Origin of the sequence: Chryseobacterium hilariae, from assembly GCF_051400735.1 — a bacterium.
In the GTDB taxonomy this organism is placed as follows: domain Bacteria; phylum Bacteroidota; class Bacteroidia; order Flavobacteriales; family Weeksellaceae; genus Chryseobacterium.
Genome location: NZ_JBLFFJ010000004.1, coordinates 362,193 through 386,323 on the forward strand (window position 1 = coordinate 362,193; position 24,131 = coordinate 386,323).

22 protein-coding genes and 1 pseudogene are annotated in these 24,131 nt (G+C 37.4%); 16 read left to right on the plus strand and 7 right to left on the minus strand.

Annotated elements, in window-relative coordinates:
• Nucleotides 1–2: 2 nt before the first annotated feature.
• Nucleotides 3–2,450 carry a bifunctional UDP-N-acetylmuramoyl-tripeptide:D-alanyl-D-alanine ligase/alanine racemase gene (locus tag ACMGDK_RS14190; protein WP_436808561.1) on the minus strand — a complete coding sequence of 816 codons (2,448 nt, stop codon included), beginning with the start codon at nt 2,448–2,450 and terminating at the stop codon, nt 3–5.
• Nucleotides 2,451–2,660: 210 nt separating this feature from the next.
• Nucleotides 2,661–3,251, minus strand: coding sequence for a thymidine kinase (locus tag ACMGDK_RS14195; RefSeq protein WP_223557889.1), 591 nt, complete (start codon nt 3,249–3,251; stop codon nt 2,661–2,663).
• Between the two features lie 61 nt (nt 3,252–3,312).
• On the opposite strand from ACMGDK_RS14195, the gene ACMGDK_RS14200 reads away from it, so the two are divergent.
• The 4 genes from ACMGDK_RS14200 (at nt 3,313) to fabG (ending at nt 7,921) form a co-directional block, all read left to right on the plus strand.
• Nucleotides 3,313–4,815, plus strand: coding sequence for a DUF8457 domain-containing protein (locus tag ACMGDK_RS14200; RefSeq protein WP_436808562.1), 1,503 nt, complete (start codon nt 3,313–3,315; stop codon nt 4,813–4,815).
• Nucleotides 4,816–4,817: 2 nt separating this feature from the next.
• On the plus strand, nt 4,818–5,492 hold the full coding sequence (gene rsmI / locus ACMGDK_RS14205; protein WP_436808563.1) for a 16S rRNA (cytidine(1402)-2'-O)-methyltransferase: 675 nt from the start codon (nt 4,818–4,820) through the stop codon (nt 5,490–5,492).
• A 4-nt stretch (nt 5,493–5,496) separates the two neighbouring features.
• Nucleotides 5,497–7,005 carry a WG repeat-containing protein gene (locus ACMGDK_RS14210; RefSeq protein ID WP_436808564.1) on the plus strand — a complete coding sequence of 503 codons (1,509 nt, stop codon included), beginning with the start codon at nt 5,497–5,499 and terminating at the stop codon, nt 7,003–7,005.
• Nucleotides 7,006–7,177: 172 nt separating this feature from the next.
• Complete coding sequence (fabG, locus tag ACMGDK_RS14215; RefSeq protein WP_116010544.1) at nt 7,178–7,921, plus strand: 3-oxoacyl-[acyl-carrier-protein] reductase; 744 nt, start codon at nt 7,178–7,180, stop codon at nt 7,919–7,921.
• Nucleotides 7,922–8,043: 122 nt separating this feature from the next.
• Here the strand turns inward: fabG and ACMGDK_RS14220 are convergent, their stop codons facing one another.
• The gene (locus ACMGDK_RS14220) at nt 8,044–9,084 is read right to left on the minus strand and encodes a GMP reductase (protein WP_436808565.1); all 1,041 of its coding nucleotides are present in this window, start codon (nt 9,082–9,084) and stop codon (nt 8,044–8,046) included.
• Nucleotides 9,085–9,155: 71 nt separating this feature from the next.
• Here ACMGDK_RS14220 and ACMGDK_RS14225 point away from each other — a divergent pair, with 71 nt between their 5' ends.
• The 3 genes and pseudogenes from ACMGDK_RS14225 to ACMGDK_RS14235 all read left to right on the plus strand — a co-directional run bounded on the left by ACMGDK_RS14225 (nt 9,156) and on the right by ACMGDK_RS14235 (nt 11,542).
• A complete protein-coding gene (locus ACMGDK_RS14225; RefSeq protein ID WP_436808566.1) occupies nt 9,156–9,926 on the plus strand; it encodes a prolipoprotein diacylglyceryl transferase in 771 nt (256 codons plus the stop codon).
• The gene (locus ACMGDK_RS14230; RefSeq protein WP_436808567.1) at nt 9,895–10,128 is read left to right on the plus strand and encodes a hypothetical protein; all 234 of its coding nucleotides are present in this window, start codon (nt 9,895–9,897) and stop codon (nt 10,126–10,128) included. Before ACMGDK_RS14225 ends, ACMGDK_RS14230 begins: the two co-directional genes overlap by 32 nt.
• Nucleotides 10,129–10,139: 11 nt before the next feature.
• Nucleotides 10,140–11,542, plus strand: a pseudogene (locus tag ACMGDK_RS14235) (radical SAM protein).
• 57 nt (nt 11,543–11,599) lie between these two features.
• Here the strand turns inward: ACMGDK_RS14235 and ACMGDK_RS14240 are convergent.
• Both ACMGDK_RS14240 and surE read right to left on the minus strand, forming a co-directional pair.
• Nucleotides 11,600–12,265: a GNAT family N-acetyltransferase gene (locus tag ACMGDK_RS14240; RefSeq protein ID WP_436808568.1), complete on the minus strand. Its 666-nt coding sequence runs from the start codon at nt 12,263–12,265 to the stop codon at nt 11,600–11,602.
• Nucleotides 12,265–13,035: a 5'/3'-nucleotidase SurE gene (gene surE, locus ACMGDK_RS14245; protein ID WP_436808569.1), complete on the minus strand. Its 771-nt coding sequence runs from the start codon at nt 13,033–13,035 to the stop codon at nt 12,265–12,267. The genes ACMGDK_RS14240 and surE overlap by 1 nt, the downstream gene beginning before the upstream one ends.
• A 146-nt stretch (nt 13,036–13,181) precedes the next feature.
• Between surE and ACMGDK_RS14250 the strand changes: the two genes are divergently transcribed.
• Nucleotides 13,182–15,311: a carboxy terminal-processing peptidase gene (locus ACMGDK_RS14250; protein ID WP_306841045.1), complete on the plus strand. Its 2,130-nt coding sequence runs from the start codon at nt 13,182–13,184 to the stop codon at nt 15,309–15,311.
• Nucleotides 15,312–15,363: 52 nt separating this feature from the next.
• Here the strand turns inward: ACMGDK_RS14250 and ACMGDK_RS14255 are convergent, their stop codons facing one another.
• Complete coding sequence (locus tag ACMGDK_RS14255; protein ID WP_436808570.1) at nt 15,364–15,867, minus strand: superoxide dismutase family protein; 504 nt, start codon at nt 15,865–15,867, stop codon at nt 15,364–15,366.
• Nucleotides 15,868–16,057: 190 nt separating this feature from the next.
• Between ACMGDK_RS14255 and ACMGDK_RS14260 the strand changes: the two genes are divergently transcribed.
• The 8 genes from ACMGDK_RS14260 (at nt 16,058) to ACMGDK_RS14295 (ending at nt 22,995) form a co-directional block, all read left to right on the plus strand.
• Nucleotides 16,058–18,301: a TonB-dependent receptor gene (locus ACMGDK_RS14260; RefSeq protein WP_436808571.1), complete on the plus strand. Its 2,244-nt coding sequence runs from the start codon at nt 16,058–16,060 to the stop codon at nt 18,299–18,301.
• An 80-nt stretch (nt 18,302–18,381) separates the two neighbouring features.
• Entirely contained in the window at nt 18,382–19,032 is a 651-nt protein-coding gene (locus ACMGDK_RS14265) for a hypothetical protein (RefSeq protein ID WP_436808572.1), read from the plus strand.
• Nucleotides 19,033–19,161: 129 nt separating this feature from the next.
• The gene (locus ACMGDK_RS14270; RefSeq protein ID WP_436808573.1) at nt 19,162–20,496 is read left to right on the plus strand and encodes a 2TM domain-containing protein; all 1,335 of its coding nucleotides are present in this window, start codon (nt 19,162–19,164) and stop codon (nt 20,494–20,496) included.
• The gene (locus ACMGDK_RS14275) at nt 20,480–20,782 is read left to right on the plus strand and encodes a 2TM domain-containing protein (protein WP_436808574.1); all 303 of its coding nucleotides are present in this window, start codon (nt 20,480–20,482) and stop codon (nt 20,780–20,782) included. Before ACMGDK_RS14270 ends, ACMGDK_RS14275 begins: the two co-directional genes overlap by 17 nt.
• A 47-nt stretch (nt 20,783–20,829) precedes the next feature.
• The gene (locus tag ACMGDK_RS14280) at nt 20,830–21,399 is read left to right on the plus strand and encodes a methyltransferase family protein (protein ID WP_436808575.1); all 570 of its coding nucleotides are present in this window, start codon (nt 20,830–20,832) and stop codon (nt 21,397–21,399) included.
• A gap of 212 nt (nt 21,400–21,611) precedes the next feature.
• Nucleotides 21,612–21,908: a 2TM domain-containing protein gene (locus tag ACMGDK_RS14285; RefSeq protein WP_436808576.1), complete on the plus strand. Its 297-nt coding sequence runs from the start codon at nt 21,612–21,614 to the stop codon at nt 21,906–21,908.
• Nucleotides 21,909–21,931: 23 nt separating this feature from the next.
• Nucleotides 21,932–22,207 carry a 2TM domain-containing protein gene (locus ACMGDK_RS14290; protein ID WP_436808577.1) on the plus strand — a complete coding sequence of 92 codons (276 nt, stop codon included), beginning with the start codon at nt 21,932–21,934 and terminating at the stop codon, nt 22,205–22,207.
• Between the two features lie 44 nt (nt 22,208–22,251).
• Entirely contained in the window at nt 22,252–22,995 is a 744-nt protein-coding gene (locus ACMGDK_RS14295; RefSeq protein WP_436808578.1) for a LytR/AlgR family response regulator transcription factor, read from the plus strand.
• A 130-nt stretch (nt 22,996–23,125) separates the two neighbouring features.
• Here the strand turns inward: ACMGDK_RS14295 and ACMGDK_RS14300 are convergent, their stop codons facing one another.
• Nucleotides 23,126–24,022 carry a hypothetical protein gene (locus tag ACMGDK_RS14300; protein WP_436808579.1) on the minus strand — a complete coding sequence of 299 codons (897 nt, stop codon included), beginning with the start codon at nt 24,020–24,022 and terminating at the stop codon, nt 23,126–23,128.
• Nucleotides 24,023–24,131 lie beyond the last annotated feature (109 nt).

The window sequence follows — 24,131 nt, forward strand, 5'->3', positions numbered from 1 at the left end:
AACTAGTCTTTTATATAAATCCGCTTCACCCGGGGCGAAATGGAGGTTAATACTTCATAAGTTATTGTTTTGCAGTAGCCTGCGAATTCTTTTAAACTTGGTTTTGCATTAAAAACGGTGACAGTATCACCTTCCTTTACATTGGGAATCTGATCTACGTTGATCATCATCATGTCCATGCATATGTTTCCGACAATCGGAGCCAGCATTTTGTTAACGCCCACATTTCCAACCTGATTTCCAATCAGTCTTGGGATTCCGTCTGCATAGCCTACAGGAATAGTGGCGATCTTTACTGCATGATCCGGCTTATACTTTCTGCTGTAGCCTACAGATTCTCCTGTACCTACCGTTGAGATCTGTGAAATTACGGTTTTAAAACTTACCACAGACTGAAGCTGCTTCTGTATTTCACTGCAAGGTGATTCTCCGATCATTCCAATACCTATCCTCACCATGTCATACTGATGTTCCGTATAGCTTGTTATCCCAGAAGAATTCAGAATATGACGGATAGGAGCGTATCCCAGCTTTTCAATAAGATAAGCAGAGTTTTCTTCAAAAATTTCTAATTGTTTTAATGTGAATTCTTTTTCTTCAGGCATATCAGAAGAAGATAAATGACTGAATAAGCTCTGGACTTTTACATTTTTATTATTTAAAGTTTCGCTTAGCTGATCCAGTTCAAAAACTTTAAAACCAAGGCGGTGCATTCCTGTCTCCAGTTTGATATGAACAGGATATTTCTTATCATAACCGGATTTTTGTACTGCTTCATAGAATAATTCCAAAACTCTGAAACTGTAAATTTCAGGTTCCAGGTTGTATTCAATGATAGCTTCATAGCTATGCTGTTCAGGATTCATAACCACAATAGGAGTGGTGATGCCCTTTTTACGCAGTTCTACACCTTCATCAGCGTAGGCAACACCCAAATAATCGATATGATGGTGCTGTAAAAACTCAGAAATTTCGTAGCTGCCCAATCCATAGGCATTAGCTTTTACCATCGCCATCATTCTCGTTCCCGGTTTCAGCAGGGATTTATGATAATTGATATTGTGAAGGATTGCATTCAGGTTGACTTCTAGAACAGTATCATGCTTTCTGAGTTCAAGAATATCTTTAAGTTTTTCAATTTCAAATTTTCTTGCTCCTTTTAGCAGAATGATCTGGTTTTCTATTTCAGTAAGATGCTTGCTGTCAATTAATTCCTGAGTATTAACGAAAGTAGAAGTTTTAGATTTAAATAATTCACTGAATTTTGATATTTCGTCACCGATAAGGAATACAGAATCAAAATTCTGGTCATTCACCAGCTCGGAAACTTCTTCGTAGAGTTCTTTTGAATTGGAATTAACACCTACAATATCCGTCAGAACCAAAGATTTTTTAGATTTGTTATATTCGTTCAGAAACTGAAGGGCGGTTTTCAGAGAATCCAGATCCAGGTTAAAAGAATCGTTGATAACGATATTATTTTTAATTCCTTCAATGGCTTCCAGACGCATTTCTACAGCCTTTAAAGAATTGATTTTTTCAATAATCTTCTGATTATCTATTTTCAGTTCTTTTAAAACCGTGATCAAAGCCAAAGCATTTGTTAGAGTAGCTTCATCTCTCTGGTGAACAGGGAAGGAGATCTCTTCGTCAAAATAAACTACTGTAATCTTTTCGTCCTTAGAAACATTTTCTTTGATGAAAACCTGGTTGTTCTTATTTAGTCCGTAGGAAATTAATTTTTTATCTGAATATAATTCATGTATCTTTTTGTCAACCAATGTGTTGTCTCCATTATAAATAATGATTTCAGAACCTTTAAAAAGCGTGATCTTTTCATTGATCAGCTCTTCTTCAGATTCAAAATTAGCTGCATGGGCAGTTCCGATGTGGGTAAGCAGCCCGATCCGAGGATGGAATATATTTTCCAGCTTTTCCATCTCGTGCGGCTTTGAAATTCCTACTTCAAAAATTCCAAGCTGATGGGAGCTGTTGATCTGGAGCAGGGAAAGCGGAAGTCCGATCTGGGAATTAAAACTCTTCGGACTTTTTACAGTCGGCAATTCATTCCAGAGACATTGGTAAAGCCATTCCTTTAAAATGGTTTTACCATTACTTCCTGTAATTCCGATGGACTTAAGATGGGAGTTTTCGAAATGATATTTTGCCAGTTTCTGAAGGAATTCCACCGAATTCTCAACAATGATCCATGTTACATGTTCAAACTGCGGATACTCGTGCTCAGAAATGATCACACCAATACCGCGATCTATGGCAGATTCAATGAATTTTTCCCCGGAATTCTTATGCGTATTGATCGCAATGAATGCCGTATTTTTCGTTGAATAAATAATTCTGCTGTCAAACGCTATATTTCTGATCAATAAATCCTTGTCTCCAATGACCTGGGCATTGGTGATATCTGCAATTTGTTTTACTGTATAGTTCATTGGTACCCCTTCTGCTTTATTTTGAGCTAATAATGGTAAATGTAGGGAAGTTAATATGTGGTTTATACCATCCTCCTTCAAAGCTTTACCTTTACAAGTTAATTTATTTTTTTGGACCATAAAGGCTTGCAGTTATTTTCAGCGGTTTAGTTTGTTAAATTTTTATCAAAAAATAACCCCATCTCCTAAAATAACTGCAAGCCTTATGACTTATTTTTTCTTCTTTAAAAGTACTTCATCAATAAAAACGCGTCGGCTTACTGCTTCATAACTTTCTGTTTCGCCTAGCTCCACAAGATCATTTCCCTGAGAGGTTCTCATAGAGTAATTGGCCAGATTACCTGTTCTCTTACAAATAGCATGCACTTTAGTAACGTATTCTGCTGTAGCCATTAAATTGGGCATCGGGCCGAACGGACGTCCAAGGAAATCCATATCAAGACCTGCCACAACTACTCTTACACCGCTGTTGGCAAGCTGGTTGGCAATATCAACAATGCTTTCATCAAAAAACTGAGCTTCATCTATTCCCACTACATCACAGTTAGAGGCCAGCAGAAGAATCTCATTGGGATTATCTACTGCTGTGCTTCGTATTTTATTCTGATTATGAGAAACAACGTCCTCGTCAGAATATCGTGTATCCAGTCTCGGTTTAAAAATTTCCACGTTCTGACCCGCCATTTCTGCTCTTCGCAATCTTCGGATCAGCTCTTCGGTTTTCCCCGAAAACATAGAGCCACAAATAACTTCCATCCAACCGCTTTGTTTGGAATGATTAATTGTATTTTCTAAAAACATTTGTTAAATTAGCCGTATATTTTTAAGATCAAAAGTAAGCAATTTTAATAAGATTCTTATTATGCAGAACATCCAAGATTTAAAGGAAAAAATTTTTTTTGAATCCAAGAATATCATTGATATTCTGGAGAAAATAAACAACGTAGATGAATTACTTTCCAAGCAGGATCTTGTAGATGAGCTTGCGAACAGAATTTCTTTTTTAAGGCTTCTGGAAAAAAATATCGAATACTTTATTACAGATAATTCACAGCAAAACTCAGAAAACCAATACATTTCATTAAATACTGATGATATACATGAATCTCATCATGAAGTAACGGAAGAAGAAGCGATCTTCAATAATGAGTTTAATGAAATTGATGAAAATGAAGGTGAGGAATATGCAGTGGCTTCAGGGGATGAAGAGGAAAAATTCAACCATCAGCTTGATGAAATCGTAGAAAATGAATTTCATGAAAATATTGTAAGTTTTGCAGAAGAAAATTTTGGACAGGACCAGGCAGAAAGTGTTAATGAAAAAAAATCTCACCATGATCTTACAGAAGAAGAGGCTATTTTTAATAATCAGCTGAACGAAATTGATGAAAATGAAGCATTCAACGTTAACGAAAAAGTCTTCAGTTTTGTGGACGAAGAAAGAATTCTTGCTGATGCTGAACCGGATAATGATGAAGGCCTCAATGAAAATTTATTCATCAATGAAATTACAGAAGAAGAAGCTGTTTTCAATAATCAGTTGAACGAAATAGACGAAGATGAAGACAATGTTTCACATGAAACGCATGCTTCAAATGACCTTGAAAACGAAGAATCAGATCATAATACTGAAGCTAAAGACAAAAAACAGACAGAAATAATTCCAAGCATCTTTGATACTGAAATGCTGGAAGACGAAATGCTGATTGAGGAAAACGAAGAACAGTTCAGTGTATCCAATGTAACTGTTGAACAGGGTGAAATGCTGACAGAAACCTCTAATGTTGAAAGTATTCTGAGCGAAATAAAAAATGATTTTCCTTCAGAAGAAAAACAAGAAACTATCCTTGCAGAGGTATATGACAGAAGGAAAATTGTTGAAATAGAAAAGGCTCTTCCAGAAACAGAAAAAACAAAGCCAGCTTCTGATGAAAGTTTCGAAGATTTAGAGGCTTATCAGCAGGAGAAAAAAATAAAACTGGCCAACATCAAAGGATTGAAAGCCGTGCAGACGCTTTTTGACGATGATCCTCTGGAAAGAGAAGTGCCGAAAGAAAAACCGGTTTCTGAGCCAAAAGAAGATTCGGGAAGCATTCTGAAAACAAATATTCCGACCCACTTTATGGAGGCTGATAAGGTGAAGCCTGAATTCAGACTCGATCTGAATGACAGAATTGCCTTTTCAAAAATGCTTTTTGGCGGAAGCCAGACGGATCTGAACGAAACAGTAGCCCAATTGAACAGTTTCAGAAACCTGGAAGAAGCAAAAGAATATCTCAGCGATCTTTATTACGAAAGAAAGTGGAGTAAAGTAGATGAATATGCCCAGAGACTCTGGATATTGGTAGAAAATAAATTCTTATAATTTTGAGCGGAATCTTATATTTTGTTCCCACACCGGTCGGGAACTTAGAAGATATGACCTTCAGGGCTGTAAAAGTCCTTAAGGAAGTTGATTATATTTTATGTGAAGATACAAGGACATCAGGAATACTTTTAAAGCATTACGAGATCTCCAAGCCTTTAAAATCCTATCACCTTCATAACGAGCATCAGGCCACCGAAAAAGTGATTGCTGATCTTAAAAGCGGGCAGAATATTGCCATCATTACCGACGCGGGAACTCCCGGAATTTCAGATCCCGGCTATCTGCTGGCAAAAGCAGGTTCAGACAACGCTATTGAAATGATATGTCTTCCCGGAGCCACAGCCTTAATTCCAGCTCTTGTAGTATCCGGACTTCCGAATAATGAATTTCTGTTTGCAGGATTTCTACCCCAGAAAAAAGGAAGGCAGACAAAGCTTAAACAGCTTGCAGAAGAGAAAAAAACCATCGTTCTGTACGAAAGCCCGCATAAGATCAATACCACTCTGGAGCAGATCAAAGAATTTTTCGGAGAAGAAACAAAAGCCAGTCTGAGCAGGGAGATTTCGAAAAAATTTGAAGAAACCAAACGCGGGACTATCAGTGAATTAATTGAATTTTCCAAAAGCAAAACTTTAAAAGGAGAGATTGTTCTTATTGTAAATAATTCTATTTAATTCATTGAAAAATTTAATTTTCGCACTGTGTTCGTCAGTGTGTATGGCCCAGACCAATCAGTATACCAAGATCCTTTTGTCAAAAAAAACAGGAATGGAAGTTCATTCCTATTCAGACGGCTATGGAACGGTTTACGATTCAAAAAATAAGAAAGAGAGCATTCTGGATTCATTGGGTAATATTACGTTTGAATCTCCTCACAATATTTCACATCTATTTAAAAACCGATTCATTCTTACTTCAGGAGAATCCGGTTACAAAACCAAATCTGCCATCATTGATGAAAAAGGAAACGAATTGCTCCCTTTAGATGACCGGAGTTTTAATACTCCCTGGCTCAGCGAAAAATGCATTATTTCTTCAAAGCAGAGGGAAGAGGCCGTTTATGATTATAACGGGAGGCAGATTATTCCTTATTCTGACAGGATTCGGTTTGTAGCAGAAGACCGTTTATTGGTATTGAAAGATAAAAATTGGTTCTTATACGATTTGGAAGGAAAACAGATCAGCAGCCGGGAATTTAAAGAAGAGATTCACTTCGAAAACGGCAGGGCTTTGATCACCAATGAAGATAATCAGAGTGAAATCATTGGGAAAAACGGAGAAACGCTGCACAAATTTTCAAAACACATTTACGATTTAACCTCGTATCCTTTTCTGATCACTAAAAACAAGACGACAGGAAAGTACGGATTGGTTGATACCGAAGATAATATCCTCGCTGATGAGATCTTTGACGATGCTTCACCGGAGTATTTTGGGGCAAAAGAATATGTTTATCTCAGAAAAAAAGGAAAAGCAACTGTTTTTAATAAAAAAGATAAAAAGCTCTATCCAGTCAGTTTCAAGTATTTAACACCTTTATTCAATGATCTTTTCAGTGTTTACAGTGAACCATTAAAGAAAACAGGAATTGTGAACCTTCAGGGAAGTATTATTGCTCCCCAGGAATATGATTTTATACAGAGCTTCAGCATTTCAGGAAAAGATTTTATTTATCTTAAAAAAGGGAAGGAGGAAAAATTTCTGGATAAAGATTTGACGGATATTCTGGAGGAAAATACTCAAATCATTGCTTTCTATCCGGAGCATCTCATCATTAAAAAGCAGGACAGTTATTATAAATTCTCTGTGCTTGATAAGTCTGTTTCTGTTATGAAAGACATTGTTTTTATCAAAGAGCAGGAGCTAGATTTTTTCAATATTTTTAATCTGTATTCAAAACCTGTAGTCTGCAGAAACAGCAATAATTTGTACGGAATAATTGATGAAAAAGGGAAGGAAGTTGTTCCTTTTATCTACGATGACATCATTGTATTTGAAAATTCTGAGAACGAAATTGTCGTAAAGAAGAAGGATAAATATGGTGTCGTGAATTTTCAGAACGAACCTTTGAAAGATATTATTTATGATAAGTATTACTGGCAGAAGGAAGTCCTGAAACTGGATAAAGATAAAAAAACGGATATTCTTTATTTTACAAGATTTAAAAATAGTGGAAGCCGTCTGTAGAATATGATAAAAAACAGCGAAAAAATTTCACTAATTTGATGATTTGAAATGCATTGAATAACAAATTATAATATCTTTGCGGACTGCTTAATTAGTATAAAATTAAATATGCTAAATTGCCGTTTTTTAAAGACGGTAGTATTTACCAAGAATATAATTATCAAGAGATATGATGAAACTATTAGAAGGAAAGGTAGCACTAATTACCGGAGCTACAAGAGGAATCGGAAAAAAAATTGCTGAAATGTATGCTGAACAAGGTGCAAAAGTAGCATTTACCTATGCCGGTTCTGTAGACAAAGCTCAAGCATTAGAGGCGGCTTTAAGTTCTGTAACCCAGATCAAAGGATATCAGTCTGACGCATCAGATTACGATGCAGCTCAAAAATTAATCGACGATGTAATGGAAGAGTTCGGAAAGATCGATATTCTGATCAACAATGCCGGAATCACCAGGGATAACCTGCTTTTGAGAATGTCTAAAGAAGACTGGGACCAGGTAATGAGAATCAATCTGGATTCTGTATTTAACCTTACAAAAGCGGTGATTAAACCGATGATGAAAGCTAAATCAGGATCTATTATCAATATGACGTCAGTAGTTGGGATCAGCGGAAACCCGGGACAGTCCAACTATGCAGCTTCTAAAGCCGGAGTGATAGGATTTACTAAATCTATCGCACTTGAACTGGGATCAAGAAATATAAGATGTAACGCGGTTGCTCCGGGATTCACGGAAACTGAAATGACAGCAGATTTGGATGAGAAAACCCTTCAGGCTTGGAGAGACAGGATTCCGATGAAAAGGGCAGGACAAACAAAGGATGTTGCCAACGCCTGTATCTTCTTAGGAAGCGAAATGTCTTCTTATATCACAGGACAAACCCTAAACGTAGACGGCGGAATGCTGACTTAATACTAAAACAAACAAAACCGGCTGTAAATCACTTGTACAGCCGGTTTTTATTTCTACTGGGATCAAAAATAAAAAATCTGCTCCATCTGCAAAATCAGCGAGAGCCTATTTCTTTTCAGATATCAGTCTTTAAATATCTGGTTCTCCTGTTCCTGAACCCTGATAAAAGTAGTCCTCTTAGACAATTCTTTCAGTTTGGAAGCTCCTACGTAAGTACATGTAGAACGAACGCCACCCAAAATATCCTTTACCGTTTCTGAAACAGGGCCTTTATAAGCTGCTTTCACGGTTTTTCCTTCCGAAGCACGGTATTCTGCTACGCCTCCGGAATGCTTATCCATAGCTGTTTTGGAACTCATGCCATAAAATAAACGGTATTTTTTTCCGTTTTCTTCAATGATTTCGCCGCCGCTTTCATCATGACCGGCAAACATACCGCCCAGCATCACGAAATCTGCACCCCCGCCAAAAGCTTTAGCCACATCTCCCGGAACTTTACAGCCTCCGTCCGCAATAATATGCCCTCCAAGACCATGTGCAGCATCAGAGCACTCAATAATAGCAGAAAGCTGAGGATAGCCAACTCCGGTCTTTACCCTTGTGGTACACACTGAACCCGGTCCGATACCAACTTTGATGATATCCGCCCCCACAAGAAGAAGCTCTTCCACCATTTCTCCCGTCACTACATTGCCTGCCATAATGATCTTATCGGGGAAATTGGCTCTTGCCTTCTTCACAAATCCAACGAAATGCTCAGAATAACCATTCGCTACATCGATGCACAAAAACTCGATTTTTGGATGCTTTTCGAGGATCAGTCTTAGCTTTTCCTCATCAGCTTTTCCGGTACCGGTACTTAAGGCAATATACTGATGAACGCTTTCAGGCTGGCTGTCCAGAAACTGGCTCCATTCTTCTGGAGTATAATGCTTATGAACGGCTGTAATGATCTTGTCTTTGGCCAGCTCTACCGCCATTTCAAAAGTTCCTACCGTATCCATATTGGCTGCAATAAGCGGAACGCCTCTCCATTTCTTTTTAGTATGCTTGAAGGTGAATTCTCTCTCGAGATCCACTTCTGAGCGGGATTTTAAAGTAGAACGCTTGGGTCTGAACATAACATCTTTAAAACCGAGCTTTATATCATTTTCTATACGCATTTTGGTGAATTTATTTGTTGTTTTAAAAATTAAAATTAGTAATTTACCTTAAATATACTACTTTTGATAGGATGGATTTTCCTGTTACTTTTCATATTTTAGGTAAAACTATTCTTGCACATCCTGTGTTTGAAACATTGGGGATTTTTTTGGGAATGCGTTTTTATTTTTATTTAAAAAGAAAATCAACTGAAAAACTGTCTTTCAACACTTCCGCAGCGGTTCTTATCGGTGCAACGGCAGGCGCATTAATCGGTTCAAAACTCATCGGGAATCTTGAAAATCCCTACGTTTTATTTGAAAACTTTAGCTTTAAAAGATTTTGGACCAATAACACAATTGTTGGCGGTTTGGCTTTCGGGTTGATTGGAGTTGAATTGGCAAAAAAGATAGTCGGCCACAAAGAAAGTACCGGCGATTTGATTGTTTACCCTTTAATTTTAGCCATAATTATCGGCAGGATCGGTTGTTTTCTGACGGGAGTTCACGAAGAAACTTATGGTTTGCCCACCACATCAATATTCGGAATGCATCTTGGTGATGAATATTTAAGACATCCGGTAGCGCTTTATGAAATTGGTTTTCTGATTGTTCTGTGGATTTGTTTAAAAATCGTTGAGAAAAAAAATAAATACCCTTCAGGCTTTATTTTCCAGCTATTTATGCTCAGTTATTTTACATTCAGGTTCTTTTTAGACTTTATCAAGCCTAAAATTGATATCATTGGAAATTTAGGAACAATTCAGCTGGTATGCCTTTCGGTGATTATTTATTACATTTATAAGATTAAAACACACAAAATATTAAATTATGAAAATGCTGACACTTCTGGAAGTTGGTAACCTCAGTGGTTTGGTTGTGATGATTATAGGAATAATCATCGTAATTGCTTTAGTAGCTTCATTATTTGTAACTGTAATAGCAAAAATTATTTACGAGTGGAATAACGATAAAAAATTTACAAAAAAGCAGTTCTGGCAGACGATGCTTATTTCGTTGTTGATTTGTGGCCTGATCAGTGGTTTTGTTTGTGGAGGAATGTAAAAAAAGAAATTATGCCGGTAAGAAATTATACATACTACGATTATACAATCAGTCTTTGCCCTGAATGCCTGAAAAGGGTAGGAGCCAAGATCATTATTGAAGATGAAGCGGTTTTTATGACCAAAAGATGCCCGGATCATGGTTTTTTTAAAACGATGATTGCTTCAGATGTTCAATACTATAAAAATATCAGAAATTACAACAAGGCCTCAGAAATGCCTGTTCATTTCGGAACCGATGTAGAATATGGCTGTCCTTACGATTGCGGTTTGTGCGTAGATCATGAGCAGCACAGCTGTCTTTCTATTGTGGAAGTTACGGACCGGTGTAATCTTACGTGCCCAACCTGTTATGCAATGTCGTCACCACATTATGGCAGTCACAGGAGCTTGGAGCAGATTGAAGCGATGTTTGATACCATTGTCAAAAATGAAGGAGAACCGGATGTTGTGCAGATCAGTGGTGGTGAGCCGACCATTCATCCTGAATTTTTAAAATTATGGACATCGCGAAAACGAAGCCTATTAAACATTTGATGCTCAATACCAACGGAATCCGTATTGCAAATGATCCCGGTTTTGCAGAAAAACTGGCGACTTACGCTCCGGAATTTGAAATTTATCTTCAGTTTGATTCTTTCAAGCCTGAAGTTTTGGAAGATTTCAGAGGAAAAGATTTAACGAATGTCCGAATGAAAGCTTTGGAAAAATTAAATGAATTAAATCTCTCCACGACTTTGGTTATCGTTCTTCAGAAAGGGAAAAACATCGACGAAATAGGGAAATTGATTGATTTTGCCTTAAAACAGAAATGCGTTCGTGGGATTACCTTTCAGCCTGTTGAAGTAGCCGGAAGAAACAGGGAAGATTCTGCACACGAAAAAATTACTTTAACGGAAGTAAGACAGGAAATTTTAAATCAGTTTCCGCTTCTGAACGGCGATGATATTATTCCTGTTCCGTGTAATCCCGATGCCTTGGCAATGGGCTATATTCTTAAACTGGAAGGGGAAACCATTCCTCTTACACGATATATCAATCCTGCTGATTTGCTGAATAATGAAACGAAAAACACCATCGTGTATGAACAGGATACGGGACTGCAGATGCAGCTTTTGGATATTTTCGGCACCGGAATTTCTGTAGATAAAGTTCAGCCTAAAGTAAACCAGTTATTATGTTGTCTTCCGGAAGTTTCAGCCCCCAATTTAGACTATGACAATCTCTTCAGAATTATCATCATGAATTTTATGGATGCCCATGATTTTGATGTACGCGCCATCAAAAAATCGTGTGTTCATATTGTCAATAAAGATTTAAAAATGATTCCTTTCGAGACGATGAATTTATTTTACAGAGATGATAAAATTAAATACCTTCAGGAATTGAGAAAAGAGGATAAGGTTCTGTTTTAAATGATTTCCTGCAGATTTGGCTAGGACATAGAAGTTTTATAATAAAAGGGCGGGAAATTATCTTTTCACGCCCCATAAGTTTATTTTTCCTCTATGCATAAAGCCAAGCTTTTCATACAGCATTTTAGCTCCGGTATTGCTTTCTGCGACATGCAGGAAAGGTGTTTTACCGTCTTCAAATATTTTTCCGGACACAAAAGTGACCAATTGTTTGGCCAAACCTTTTCCCAGATAATCTGTATCTGTGATCACGGCGCTTACCTCCGTCATATCGTTCATCTGCATTCTCTCACCCGTTACTGCAACTAATTTACCTTCCTTAAAGATTCCGAAATAACGTCCCAGTTCAGGCGTCCTTGCTTTAAAATAATAAGGATAGAACTTCATGACAAATGCCAGGAGTTCCTCGTGGTTTTCTTCTTTCAGTTCAACAATTTCCTCGGTCAGATCAAGCTCAATCGGGTTTTCAAGAACATATTGGTCACATACAAGCTGTGACAGATCAGTTTTTAAACTTCCAAGATCCGGCCGGGCTCCGAAAATCAAAAAATCATCACAGATCTTCGCATATTCTGTAATGTCTTCTGCTGTTGAAATCTCTGCTGCGCCGCCAAAAGAGGCTACTTCAGGGTTATAGAATTTCGTGCCCCCACAATTAAAGCAGAACTTTTTGTGATATTCATTAAGTGAATGATAAACAGGATTGTCTAGCTTTCCGTACATCAGTTGAAATTCATTACTTCCTCAAGAGTTTTCATATATTCATAAGCCGTAAGGTCGAACTTTACAGGAACAATTGAAATATATCCGTTGGCCAATGCCGTCTCATCAGCATCTTCAGAATCATCCATATTATTGAAATATCCGGTTAGCCAGTAATATTTCTTTCCGTGAGGATTCACCCTTTCGTCAAAGCTTTCTTCCCATTTGGCGTTGGCCTGTTTGCAGACCTTTATGCCTTTTATTTCTCCTGCAGTTAATTTCGGGATGTTGACGTTCAGTACAATTCCTCTTGGCATTGGGTTTTCAAGAGTTCTTCTTACAATGTTCTGAATATGTTCTTTTGCCTGGGTAAAATCAGCTTCCCAGCTGAAATCTAGAAGCGAAAATCCGATAGCGGGAATTCCTTCCACACCTGCCTCTACGGCTGCAGACATCGTTCCGGAATAGATCACGTTGATCGAAGAATTAGCTCCATGATTGATCCCTGAAACTACAATATCCGGTCTTCTTTTCAGAATTTTGTCAAGAGCCATTTTTACGCAGTCAACAGGAGTTCCGCTGCAGGAATAATCTGTTTGTGGTCCGTCAAGCGTTACTTCTTCGTAGCTTAAGGTAGAATTAATTGTAATTGCGTGGCCTTTTCCACTTTGGGGAGAGTTGGGTGCAACGACAATAACTTCTCCAATTTCGTTCATGAATTGTATAAGATTTCTGATACCAGGCGCTGTGATTCCGTCATCATTAGTTACCAGAATAAGTGGTCTTTCCATAAAAAAATTAAATTTTAACAAAAATACTCAAAACTATCCGATAATTATAAATAAGGTATTAAATTTGATAGTTTGTAACAGCGAATTAATTACTGCTACTAATTGTAGTACATATTTTAAAAAAAATTAATAAATAAAGACAGTTTATGTGGAAAAATTTCAAACTGAATAAATTTTTACTCCTAATTCCATTGACAAGTCTAATGTTTTGTTTCAACTCGCCAAAGAATGACGATGAAAAGATGCAGACGATTATGGTGAGCGTAAAGAATACACTTTCTTATTTACATTACAGCCCGAAACCCATCAATGATGCCTATTCAAAGGACGTTTATAAACATTATTTCGAACTGGTGGATCCTGCTAAAAGATACTTCCTGCAATCGGATATGGACGAATTCAGCAAGCATGAAGCAAAGCTGGACGATTACATCAGCCAGGGCGATCTGATATTCTACAAACTTACCATCGACAGGCTTTATCAGAGAGTGGACGAGATAGACAAAATTACTCAGGATATCTTCAGCAAGCCGATTAATCTTGAAGAAGACGAATCGTTGACTCTTGAGCCGAAGCTTAAAAAGGTACCTGTCAACAAACAGGAGCAGTATAACGAGTGGAGAAAGTATATTAAATACAATATTCTTCAGGAGATTGAGTCTATGAACAGTAAGGAGGAAGCTCAGAAAGAGAAGAAAGACTCTGTTCAGAAGTATAAGCTGAAAGATACGATTAAATATCAGCCGCTTAACCAGGATCAGAAAATCAAGAAAGCTACTGATGAAGTGAAAGATCTTGTAAAAGATACCTTCACAAGATTCAAGAAGAGAAAGAAAATGGATTGGTTTACCGTGTATATGAACGCATATACTGAAGTATTCGATCCGCATACCAATTACTATTCTCCAAAAGATAAAGAAGATTTTGATACCCAGTTCACCGGAAAAGTGATCGGTATCGGAGCTCTTATCCAGGAGAAAAAAGGAAATCTTTTCCTTGGAGCTTTAACGATTGGTGCACCGGCCTGGAAATCTAAACAGCTTTCCGAAGGCGACAAGATTTTAAAAGTAAAATCAAAACCGAAAGATGATGCTGTGAACGTAGTGGGAATGCTTTCTGATGAAGCCGTAAGACTCATCAGAGGTGAAAAAGGAACTCCGGTAACATTAACGGTTCAGAAGAAAGACGGAACCATTAAGGATGTAACCATGATCCGTGAGGAAGTTGCTATTGAAGATACATTCGCAAGAAGTATTGTCGTAAACTCTCCGAACGGAAAGAAATACGGATTCATCAATCTTCCAAGCTTTAATGCTGATTTTGAGGATGCTAAAGGAAGAAATGCTTCTGATGACATCAAAAATGAGATCATTAAGCTCAAAGGACAGAACATTGAAGGAATTGTCCTTGACCTTAGAAATAACGGAGGAGGATCATTGACTGAAGTTGGCGATATCATGGGCCTTTTCATGGATGCAGGACCTTACGTACAGGTAAAAGACGGAAACGGAAAAATCCAGACCTTAAAGAATAAAAATGAAACTCCGATCTGGACAGGTCCGTTAGTGATCATGCAGAATGAACTTTCAGCTTCGGCTTCAGAGATTCTTGCCGGTGTAATGCAGGATTACGGAAGAGCGATGATCATCGGTTCTCCGCAGTCTTTCGGAAAAGGAACCGTACAGACCTTTGTGGACCTGAACAGGTTCTTAAATACTGAAGATGATTTCGGTTCTTTAAAGCTGACCATCCAGAAATTCTACAAAATTACAGGAGAATCTACACAGAGAAAAGGAATTGTTTCCGATATCCAGATGAAAGACTTCTTTACCTATGCTGAAGTAGGAGAGAGATATGATGATTTTGCCTTGGCCTGGGATAAAATTCCAGCGACTAATTTCCAGAAACTGAACTATTTCAATATTCAGGCTCTTGAAAAAGCAAGCGCAGACAGAATGGCTAAAAACAGCAACTATCAGCTTCTGCTTGAATCTGCCCAATGGAGAGAAAAGCTGGATAAAGAAGAAAACATTACACTTAACATTAATAAGTTCAATGAACTGATGAAGCAGAGAAAAGCTCAGATCGAGAAATTCAAAGCTTTAAGCAAATTTGAAAACGGTCTTAAGTTCACGATGTATCCGGCTGAAATGGAAAGAGAGAAAAAAGACGAAGCTTTCAAGAAAAAATCTGAAATGTGGATCAAAAATCTGAAAAAAGATCCATACCTGCAGGAAGCAATGAATATCGTTTCCGATATGGGAAGCAAATCATAAATAAAAAACTCCGCTGATACACATCAGCGGAGTTTTTTTATTGCAATAGAAATTATTTAATCTCTATACATCCCACTCTTCCGCCAGCATTTCCTGTAGGCTGAGTATGGAAATCATCTGCCGCCGCATGTACGATAAGGCCTTTTCCGATGATATTTTTAGACTCATCCGTGCAGCCCAGACACCATTTATCCGTTTTGAAAGTAAGGACAGCCTTTCCGGTCTGGTCAGCCGTTAAGTTTCCTATATCGCCCATGTGGAAATGTTCAGTACCCCATTTTCCGTGGTCATCCTTGGCCGGATTCCAGTGCCCTCCTGTAGAGGTTCCATCGGCTGCAGAACAGTCGCCTTTTTCATGGATATGTACCGCATGAATACCGGGAGTAAGATTCGTTACTTCAAGTTTCATGGTCACCTCTTCTCCTTTCTGGGTAAACTTTGCCGTTCCACCCGTCTGTGTTCCGCTCTTAGCGTTTACCGTGTACGTTTTTGTTGTGCAGCATGAAGCCGCTAAAAATGCACACCCCGCCAGTAATGCTATTGTTTGTCCTTTCATTTTTAAATGGTTTAAAGTGATTTAACGATAAATTTATAAAACATTTTCCGAAAGGCTTTATGATTTCAATCCTTTTTTCAAAAACAGCACCACATCAGTTTCCCATTCAGAAGCCAAAGTATGCCTTTCAGTAAAATTTATTTTAAAGAAAGACATATTACATGTTATTTTTGATCCGAAAATAAAACCCATGAAAACACAAGGAAATAAACTGTTACTTTTGATTGCTTTTCTATCCTTTATTGTAGGATATTCACAGGTCAGAATCTCAGGAAAGGTTACGTTTAAAAATAAAGGGATCAGCGAAATAAATGTTACATTAAAAGATACTTATGACGGCGCTACAACGGATACCCAGGGAAATTTTTCTTTTGAAACGTCAGAAAAAGGGAGTCGAATCCTGACATTTACTCATCCGAAGTATCAGGATGTAGAAAAAACAGTAGTGGTTGATAATCAGGATGTTTCAGTTAATGCAGAGCTTAAAGAGCAGATCAGTGAAATTGATGCTGTAGTGGTTTCTGCAGGCTCCATAGAAGCCAGCGATAAAAAAAGAGCCACAGCCCTGCTGACACCCATTGATATTTATACTACCGCAGGAGCGGATGGGCAGATCTCTTCAGCTTTAAATTATCTTCCCGGTGTACAGAAAGTAGGGGAAACGGAAGGACTTTTCATCCGTGGAGGTACGGGAACAGAATCCAAGATCTTTATGGATGGAAGTCTGATCAACAATTATTTCTCCAGCTCAGTTCCGGGAATTGCAGGAAGGGACCGCTTCAATACCTCTCTTTTTAAAGGAAACATCTTTTCAAGTGGTGGCTACTCTGCATTATATGGCCAGGCCCTTTCAGGAGCACTGATGCTGGAAAGCGTAGATCTCCCGGACCAAAGCTCTTATGATTTTGGAATTTCACCCATCTTTTTGAGCGCCGGATTCCAGAAGCTTGGAGAAGATAAAAACCATTCTTTCGGAGCCACTTTGGGTTATTCGCTTTTAAGCGTTATGCAGAAGGTTTTTAATTTTAATACAGATTTTATTGATGCTCCACAGGGCTTAAACGGAGATTTTAATTTCAGAATCAAAACAAAATCAGGCGGATTTTTTAAATATTACGGAATGTACGATTCCAATAAAATGGGGGTGAGAGCAGAAAGCTTAGAACCGGAATATGATTTTGCGCTGGTAAGGCTTAAAGGAAAAAACACCTACCACAATCTGTCCTTCAAACAGAAATTCGGGAAATACCTTTTAAACGCAGGAACTTCTTATTCTTACAACAGATCTGACCTTAACTTTTCTACGGAAACTCACGGAACAGAATCAGGAAGATCTCAACTTTTAACGGATGGAAATTATATCAACTTCAAAGCTGTTCTTGAGCGGAAAATAAATAAAATCAGCGCGGTAAGAGCCGGTTTTGAATTGAATAATACGGATGAGAAGCTCAACTTTGGAGAAGTGCAGAAGAATTATAAAGATCTCATATCTGCTTTTTTTGCAGAAACAGACCTGGGGTTCAGCAATGCATTGTCGGCAAAAATAGGACTAAGAGCAGAAAACTCTTCCTTTCTGGGGAAAAGTAATATTGCTCCGCGCTTTGCATTGGCTTACCGTTTGGCAAAAGACTGGACGACTTCCTTTGCCTATGGATTATTCTACCAGAACCCTGAGAGCAAATACATCAACGGCCCCGCAGATCTTGATTTCCAGAAATCACAACATTATATTTTCCAGGTTCAGAGAGCGTCAGAAGGCAGAAGCCTGCGTTTTGAGGCTTTTTATAAAAAATATGATCAGTTAATCAAAATGTTCAATATCACGCCGGATAAAGAGCAGAATCAGCAGGTACAGACGGCTCTGAACAACAATGGTTTCGGATATGCCAAAGGTCTGGAGCTTTTCTGGAGAGATAAAAAGACATTTGACAACATCGATTACTGGATCAGCTATTCATTTCTTGATTCAAAGAGAGATTTCATCAATTACCCGGTCAGCTTAAAACCGAATTTTGCTTCTGCACATACTCTTTCTGCTGTGGCCAAGAGATTTATTCCGGAATGGAAGCTGGGCGTCAATTTATCTTATACCTATTCCAAAGGCCGTCCTTATTATGATATAGCAACAAAAGATGAAAATGGAAACATGATCAATTATATAAGAAATGAAGGAAAGCTGAAAGATTATAATGCGCTTAACATCAGCTTTAATTACCTTCCGAATCTTGGAAAAAAAGATGCTAAAGCTTTTACCGTATTTGTATTGAGTGTTTCCAATGTTTTAGGATCTAAAAATGTTTACGGATACAATTTCTCATTGGATGGTGCCAGGAGTTCATCAGTAGTCCCACCAGTCAATACCTTTGTATTTATAGGCGCTTTTATCAGTTTTGGAGTGGACAGAACGCAGGACGCAATCAATAATAATTTATAAAATAACAGCAACGGATATTATAATAATTACAAAATACATAACTTCGAAAATACAATTAACTAACTTAAAAAATTAATATAATGAAAAAATACCTATTAAGTTTTGCTTTAGCTTTTATGAGCTTAACTGCTTTTGCACAGGCAGATTATGAAAAAATAATGGCCGAAAAAATCGCTAAAACAGAAACCTGTAAAACGCCTGAAGAGTTCCAGGCTCTGGCTAACGATTTTCAGAGAATCGGCAGTAAAGAAAGCTCAAAATGGCTTCCTCCATACTACGCAGCATTCTCCCAGATTCAAAAAGGAAGGCTGATGATGAGAAACGGAAACATGCAGGAGCTGGATGAAACAGCAGCTCAGGCTGATAAATATCTGGCAAGCGCCCAAAACCTTGCGGGAGCGGATAATGCGGAGATCCATTTGTTGAGAAAAATGGCGGCATCTTTAAGAATGATGGTCAACCCGGCTCAGCGTTATATGACAGATGGTGCTAAAGCTACTGAGGAGCTTGGTATTGCAGAGAAGCTTGATCCTTCCAACCCAAGGATAGCTCTTATTAAAGCAGAAGACACCTATTTTACCCCTGAACAGTATGGCGGAAGTAAAACCAAAGGAATAGAAATGTTTAAAGAGGCCATTGCAAAATTTAATGCTTACAAACCTAAAACAGCCTTAGATCCGAATTGGGGAAGGGTAGAAGCTGAATATTTTATCAGTATGTCGGCAAAGTAATAACGAAAACCAAGCCTTCCTGACACGGAAGGTTTTTTTATTCCATTCGGAAAGAAAAATCTGCCTTTCAGTAAAAAATAATTTTAGATACCTTTATTAAAGACTAATTTTGAGTCAAGAAAACGGATCATGAAACGTAAAGGATTTATAATTTTATTTTGGGTATCGTTGGCCACAGCGCTATTTTTCTTCTTGGTTTTCACAAAAGAGAAGACTTTTTACAATTTTTTGATTACGCTTCTGATCTCTACGATGTATTCTTTTGTTCTTGGATTTGGAAATGCTTTTATAAATGACTTTCTCAATAAAAAGTTTCCCTGGTCCGAAACAACAAGAACAAGAGCTATTTTAAGTATCGTTTCCATTATTATCGGAAACTTTATGCTTGTATATTTCTGTAATTATATCAATTATGTAGTGATTCAGAAAGTGGCCACAGCAGAAACCTTTTTTTCTAAAGAATATGCCACAACAAACTGGTTCATGATCAATATTGCGCTTCTTATCTCCGCATTTCTTCATGCAAAAAGCTTCATGGAGGAGCTTAAGAAAACATCCAGGAAAGAAGTGGTGGAACAGAAGCTCATCGCAAAATCTGCCAATGCACAGTTTGAAAGCCTGAAAAACCAGCTGGACCCACATTTTTTATTTAATTCTTTAAATGTATTGAGCTCTCTTATCGATGAGAATCCGGCGCAGGCGCAGAAGTTTACTGCTTCAATGTCAAAGATTTACCGTTATGTTCTTGAACAGAAAGACAAAGAATTGGTAACGATAGAAGACGAGATTGAGTTTGCAAAAACTTACTGTGATCTTTTAAAAACAAGATTTGAAGATAGCGTAGACTTTATTTTTGATGTTAAAAAAGAAGATTACAGAAGGTATGTTGTGCCGCTTTCATTACAGCTCTTGCTCGAAAACTGTATCAAACACAATTTTGCAACCTCTTCAAAACCTTTAGTTATTAAAATATTTTCAGATAATGATTCCTTATGTATAGAAAACAACCTGCAGGCAAGAGAGCAGATGAAAGAAAGCGCGGGAATTGGGCTGGCCAATATTGTTCAGCGGTATGCCCTGCTTACCAAGAAGAACGTTTTCATTGAGAAATCAGAAGATTATTTTAAAGTAAAAGTTCCGATACTTTCCACTAAGCCAAACAATATCAGTGTAAAAGCTGATGATGAAAACGGAGCCTATGAAAAAGCAAGGAAACGCGTAAAAGAGTTAAAAAGCTTTTATGGTAATCTTATTTCCTACTGTACAATCATTCCTTTTTTAATCATTTTAAACCTGATTGTTTCTCCTAAGCACCTTTGGTTCTTTTATCCAATGCTAGGATGGGGAATTGGTCTGGCTTCTCACGCATTTCAGGTTTTTGGAGTAGGAGAATCCTGGAAAGAAAAGAAAATCCGGGAAATTATGGATAAACAAAAAAATAGAAATAATGGAAACCTACAATGAAAATGACATCCGTTACCAGCAGGCCAAAAGGCAGGTTGAAAGGTTAAGGGGCTTCTATGGACACTTATTCTCGTATATCGCAGTGAATGCTATGATTGTAGTGTATAATATTAAGCATTTAGAACCCGGAGAGAGTTATTTTCAGTTCAATAACTTTTTAACGGCAACATTTTGGGGAATTGGGCTGATAACTCATGCTATCATCACTTTTTCATCCAATATTAGCTTTTTTAGAAATTGGGAAGAAAAACAAATCAGGAAACTGATAGAGAAAAAGAAAAGCTAAAAACGCTGAAAATGAAGTTTAAACTCACCTTATCTTAATCTGATAATATGCATTTACTCCAAGTTTTATTTACACTCTCAATGGTTGCCTGGTTTCTTACAGAGATTCTCTATAAAAACATGCTGAAATCCGGCAAAGAGGACAGGAAAGACAAAGATAAATCCACACTGAATATTTTATGGATGGCCATTCCGTTTTCCATTGCAGCATCCGTAACGATATCATATATCACAAAATTCCCAATCACCGAAGGAGTCTGGATTTTATATGCAGGCGAAGCTTTTATCCTTATAGGAATTGTTTTTAGATTTATAATAATCAGATCTTTAGGTAAGTATTTTACAGTGGATGTCACAATAAAACAAGATCATAAGATCAAGAAAAACGGCTTCTACAGATACCTGAGGCATCCTTCATATACATTCTCCATTCTAACTTCTTCAGGATTAGGATTTTATCTTAATAACTGGGCTTCTTTGTCCCTGGCGTTCCTGCCACCATTTATCGCTTTCACTTATCGTATAAAAATTGAAGAGCAGGCTTTGGTAGAACAGTTCGGAGAGGAATATGTAGAGTACCGGAAAAATACCAAAAAGCTTATCCCTTTTATTTACTGATTTTTCTTTCAAATATAGTCACCTGTAAAACTGCGGGATCTGTGGGAGACAAAAAAGAGGAACATCCAAAAACAAAGCTTATACAGTTAAGTTAAACTTTTTACGATTCAGAAAGCATATTCTACGACTCAGTCATATAAAATTGATTGGAGCCCTGTTTCTGAACTACCTTTGATTCAACAAAAACAAATTACCTTTTTAAAATAACAATTATGGAAACATTAGGATACACAAAAGAAACACTGGCTTATGAAAAAGCAGCAAAAAGAGTAAAAGAACTGAAAGGGTTCTACGGAAATCTTACTTCATACTGTTTGGTTATTCCTTTCCTGCTCGCATTGAATTTGCTAACATCACCGGAACACTTATGGTTCTACTGGCCCATGCTAGGATGGGGAATCGGAATTTTAGCTCATGCGGTGAACGTTTTCGGGATTGGAAAAGAGTGGGAAGAAAAAAAGATCAAAGAATTAATGGATCAGGAAAGGAAAAATATAAAAACATTATAATTAATCATAAAACTATAACGATCATGGATTACGATAGTGCGTACGAAAGAGTCACTCAGCTAAAGAAATTTTACAAAAGCTTACTTTGGTTTGGAATAGTAGCTGGAATTATATTTTTTAATGATGTTTTTGAAAATGGGAAAATTGACTTTTCTTTATTCGACGGATCCGTCATTTTGTTCATATGGGGTGTTATTTTGACAGTAAAAGCTGTAAAGTTGTTCCTTTTAGATGCAGAATGGGAAAGGGAGATCATAGAAAAAGAGATGAAAAAAAGCAAAAAGAGCATAGATTTTTAAGCTGTTTTTTCTAATTTTATTTCCTACTTTAAAAACTATACGCCATGATAAAGACTGTCATTATCGAAGACGAAAAACCTGCCTCAAGGAAACTGGAAAGAATGCTGAGTAATTTTCCCGAAATAGAGATCGTTGGCAAAATAGAATCAGTAGAAGAAGGAATTTCCTGGTTCTCTGAAAATGAGCATCCGCAACTTATTTTTTCAGATATCGTTCTTGGTGATGGCTTATCTTTCGATATTTTTGAAAAAATACCTACCAAAGGCTTTATCATTTATACCACAGCTTTTGATCAGTATACTTTGAAAGCATTTAAGCTGAACAGCATTGATTATCTTCTAAAACCTATTCTGGAAGAAGATCTTTCGGGGGCAGTAGAAAAGTTCAAATCATTTATACCGGCCAGCAATACACCAGGCTCTGAGGACATCAAACAGCTGATCAGGAAAGAAAAATCTACACTTTCCAGGGTGTTGGTGAAGATAGGATATAATCTGAAAATAGTCCAGACACAGGAAATAAGCTGTTTTTTCAGTGAAAACAAGATTGTCTATCTCCAGACCGGAGAACGTGCTTATCCTTCAGATTTCACGCTGGATGAGCTTGAAGATATTCTGGAAGAAAAGAAATTTTTCCGGGTAAACCGGCAGTTTATCATCAATTCAGACCATATAAAAAATATCCACACCTCACCGTATTACAAAGTTGATATGGAATTTCAGCCACAGGAAGAGATCACAGTCAGCCGGGACAGGGTAAAAGATTTTAAAGAATGGCTGATAGGGTAGATTGATTAGATTTCAGACATCAGACATCAGATTCTGGTTTAGGCTAGAGTAAGATTAAAGCATTGATAATGAAACCATATCGCTTAACTTTAAAGCCGAACCCTCAAATCCTATCACTCCTAAGCAGTAACTATCTGTAATCAATCCTGTTAGACTCAGTATCTTCAAGCTGTTGTATAATAGATTTTGGGATTTCATCACTGTCAATCGGAAAACTGATGGAGTCGGAAATAAAAGTCTTTCTGTCTGCTTTCTGGAATATTTCGAACAGGGCTATTGGCTCTTGATTAAAACTAATACATGTACTTATAAAATGAACCTCATGGAGCTTATATTCTGGATTTTTGAGCTTTTCCTTGATATCTTTTATCCTTGAGATAAAATGTCGCTGACGGATGAATGTATTGCTGTTCATGATGATGAATACGTAATCTGAATAAGCTGTTACCTTTCCAAAATATTTATGGTGATCTCCGCCGCTTCTTTCGATGAAATATTCGCCGGAGGTTTCAGACTTATAGATTTCCATAGCGGAACGCCATATACGCTCTTCCCGGGACTGAAGGGGATTCTCCGGGAGGTTTCTGTTGTAGGAATACCAGCAGCCAACCAAACGCTCCAGCAAAGCCGTATTCTGATTCACATTATTCATTTCTATCCTGAGATCATTGAAATTGAATGCTTCAGTATTGGAATTAATGAAATCAATGTAATTGGAATAGCCTAAAACCTTCACGATCTGGCTTAGCTTAGCAAGATTAGGTCTGCGTAAAACAGCATTGCTATTTTGTTTGTATTTCTTTAGTTTGTTGATAATCAGATGTTCATAGAGATAGTTTGACCCCAGAAGATCAGGCTCTTTTTTGATTTCTTTTTCAGAATGATCACTGATGATGAGGTCATTAAGTTCCGAACTGATGTACGACCATTCGGTTTTTGTCACATCTTCCCAATGATTTTTCTTTAAAAAATGCAGGCTTAAAAAATTCATTAATTTCTCAAGGTGCAGAATATCTTCTTTTTTCATCAGCTTTAGTCTTAAATATGAGGTATCAGATAAATCTAAATATAAGACTAATATAAGATTTTTATACATCCAGATAAGATTTTTGAAAGACTTTTATATTCTAAAATCA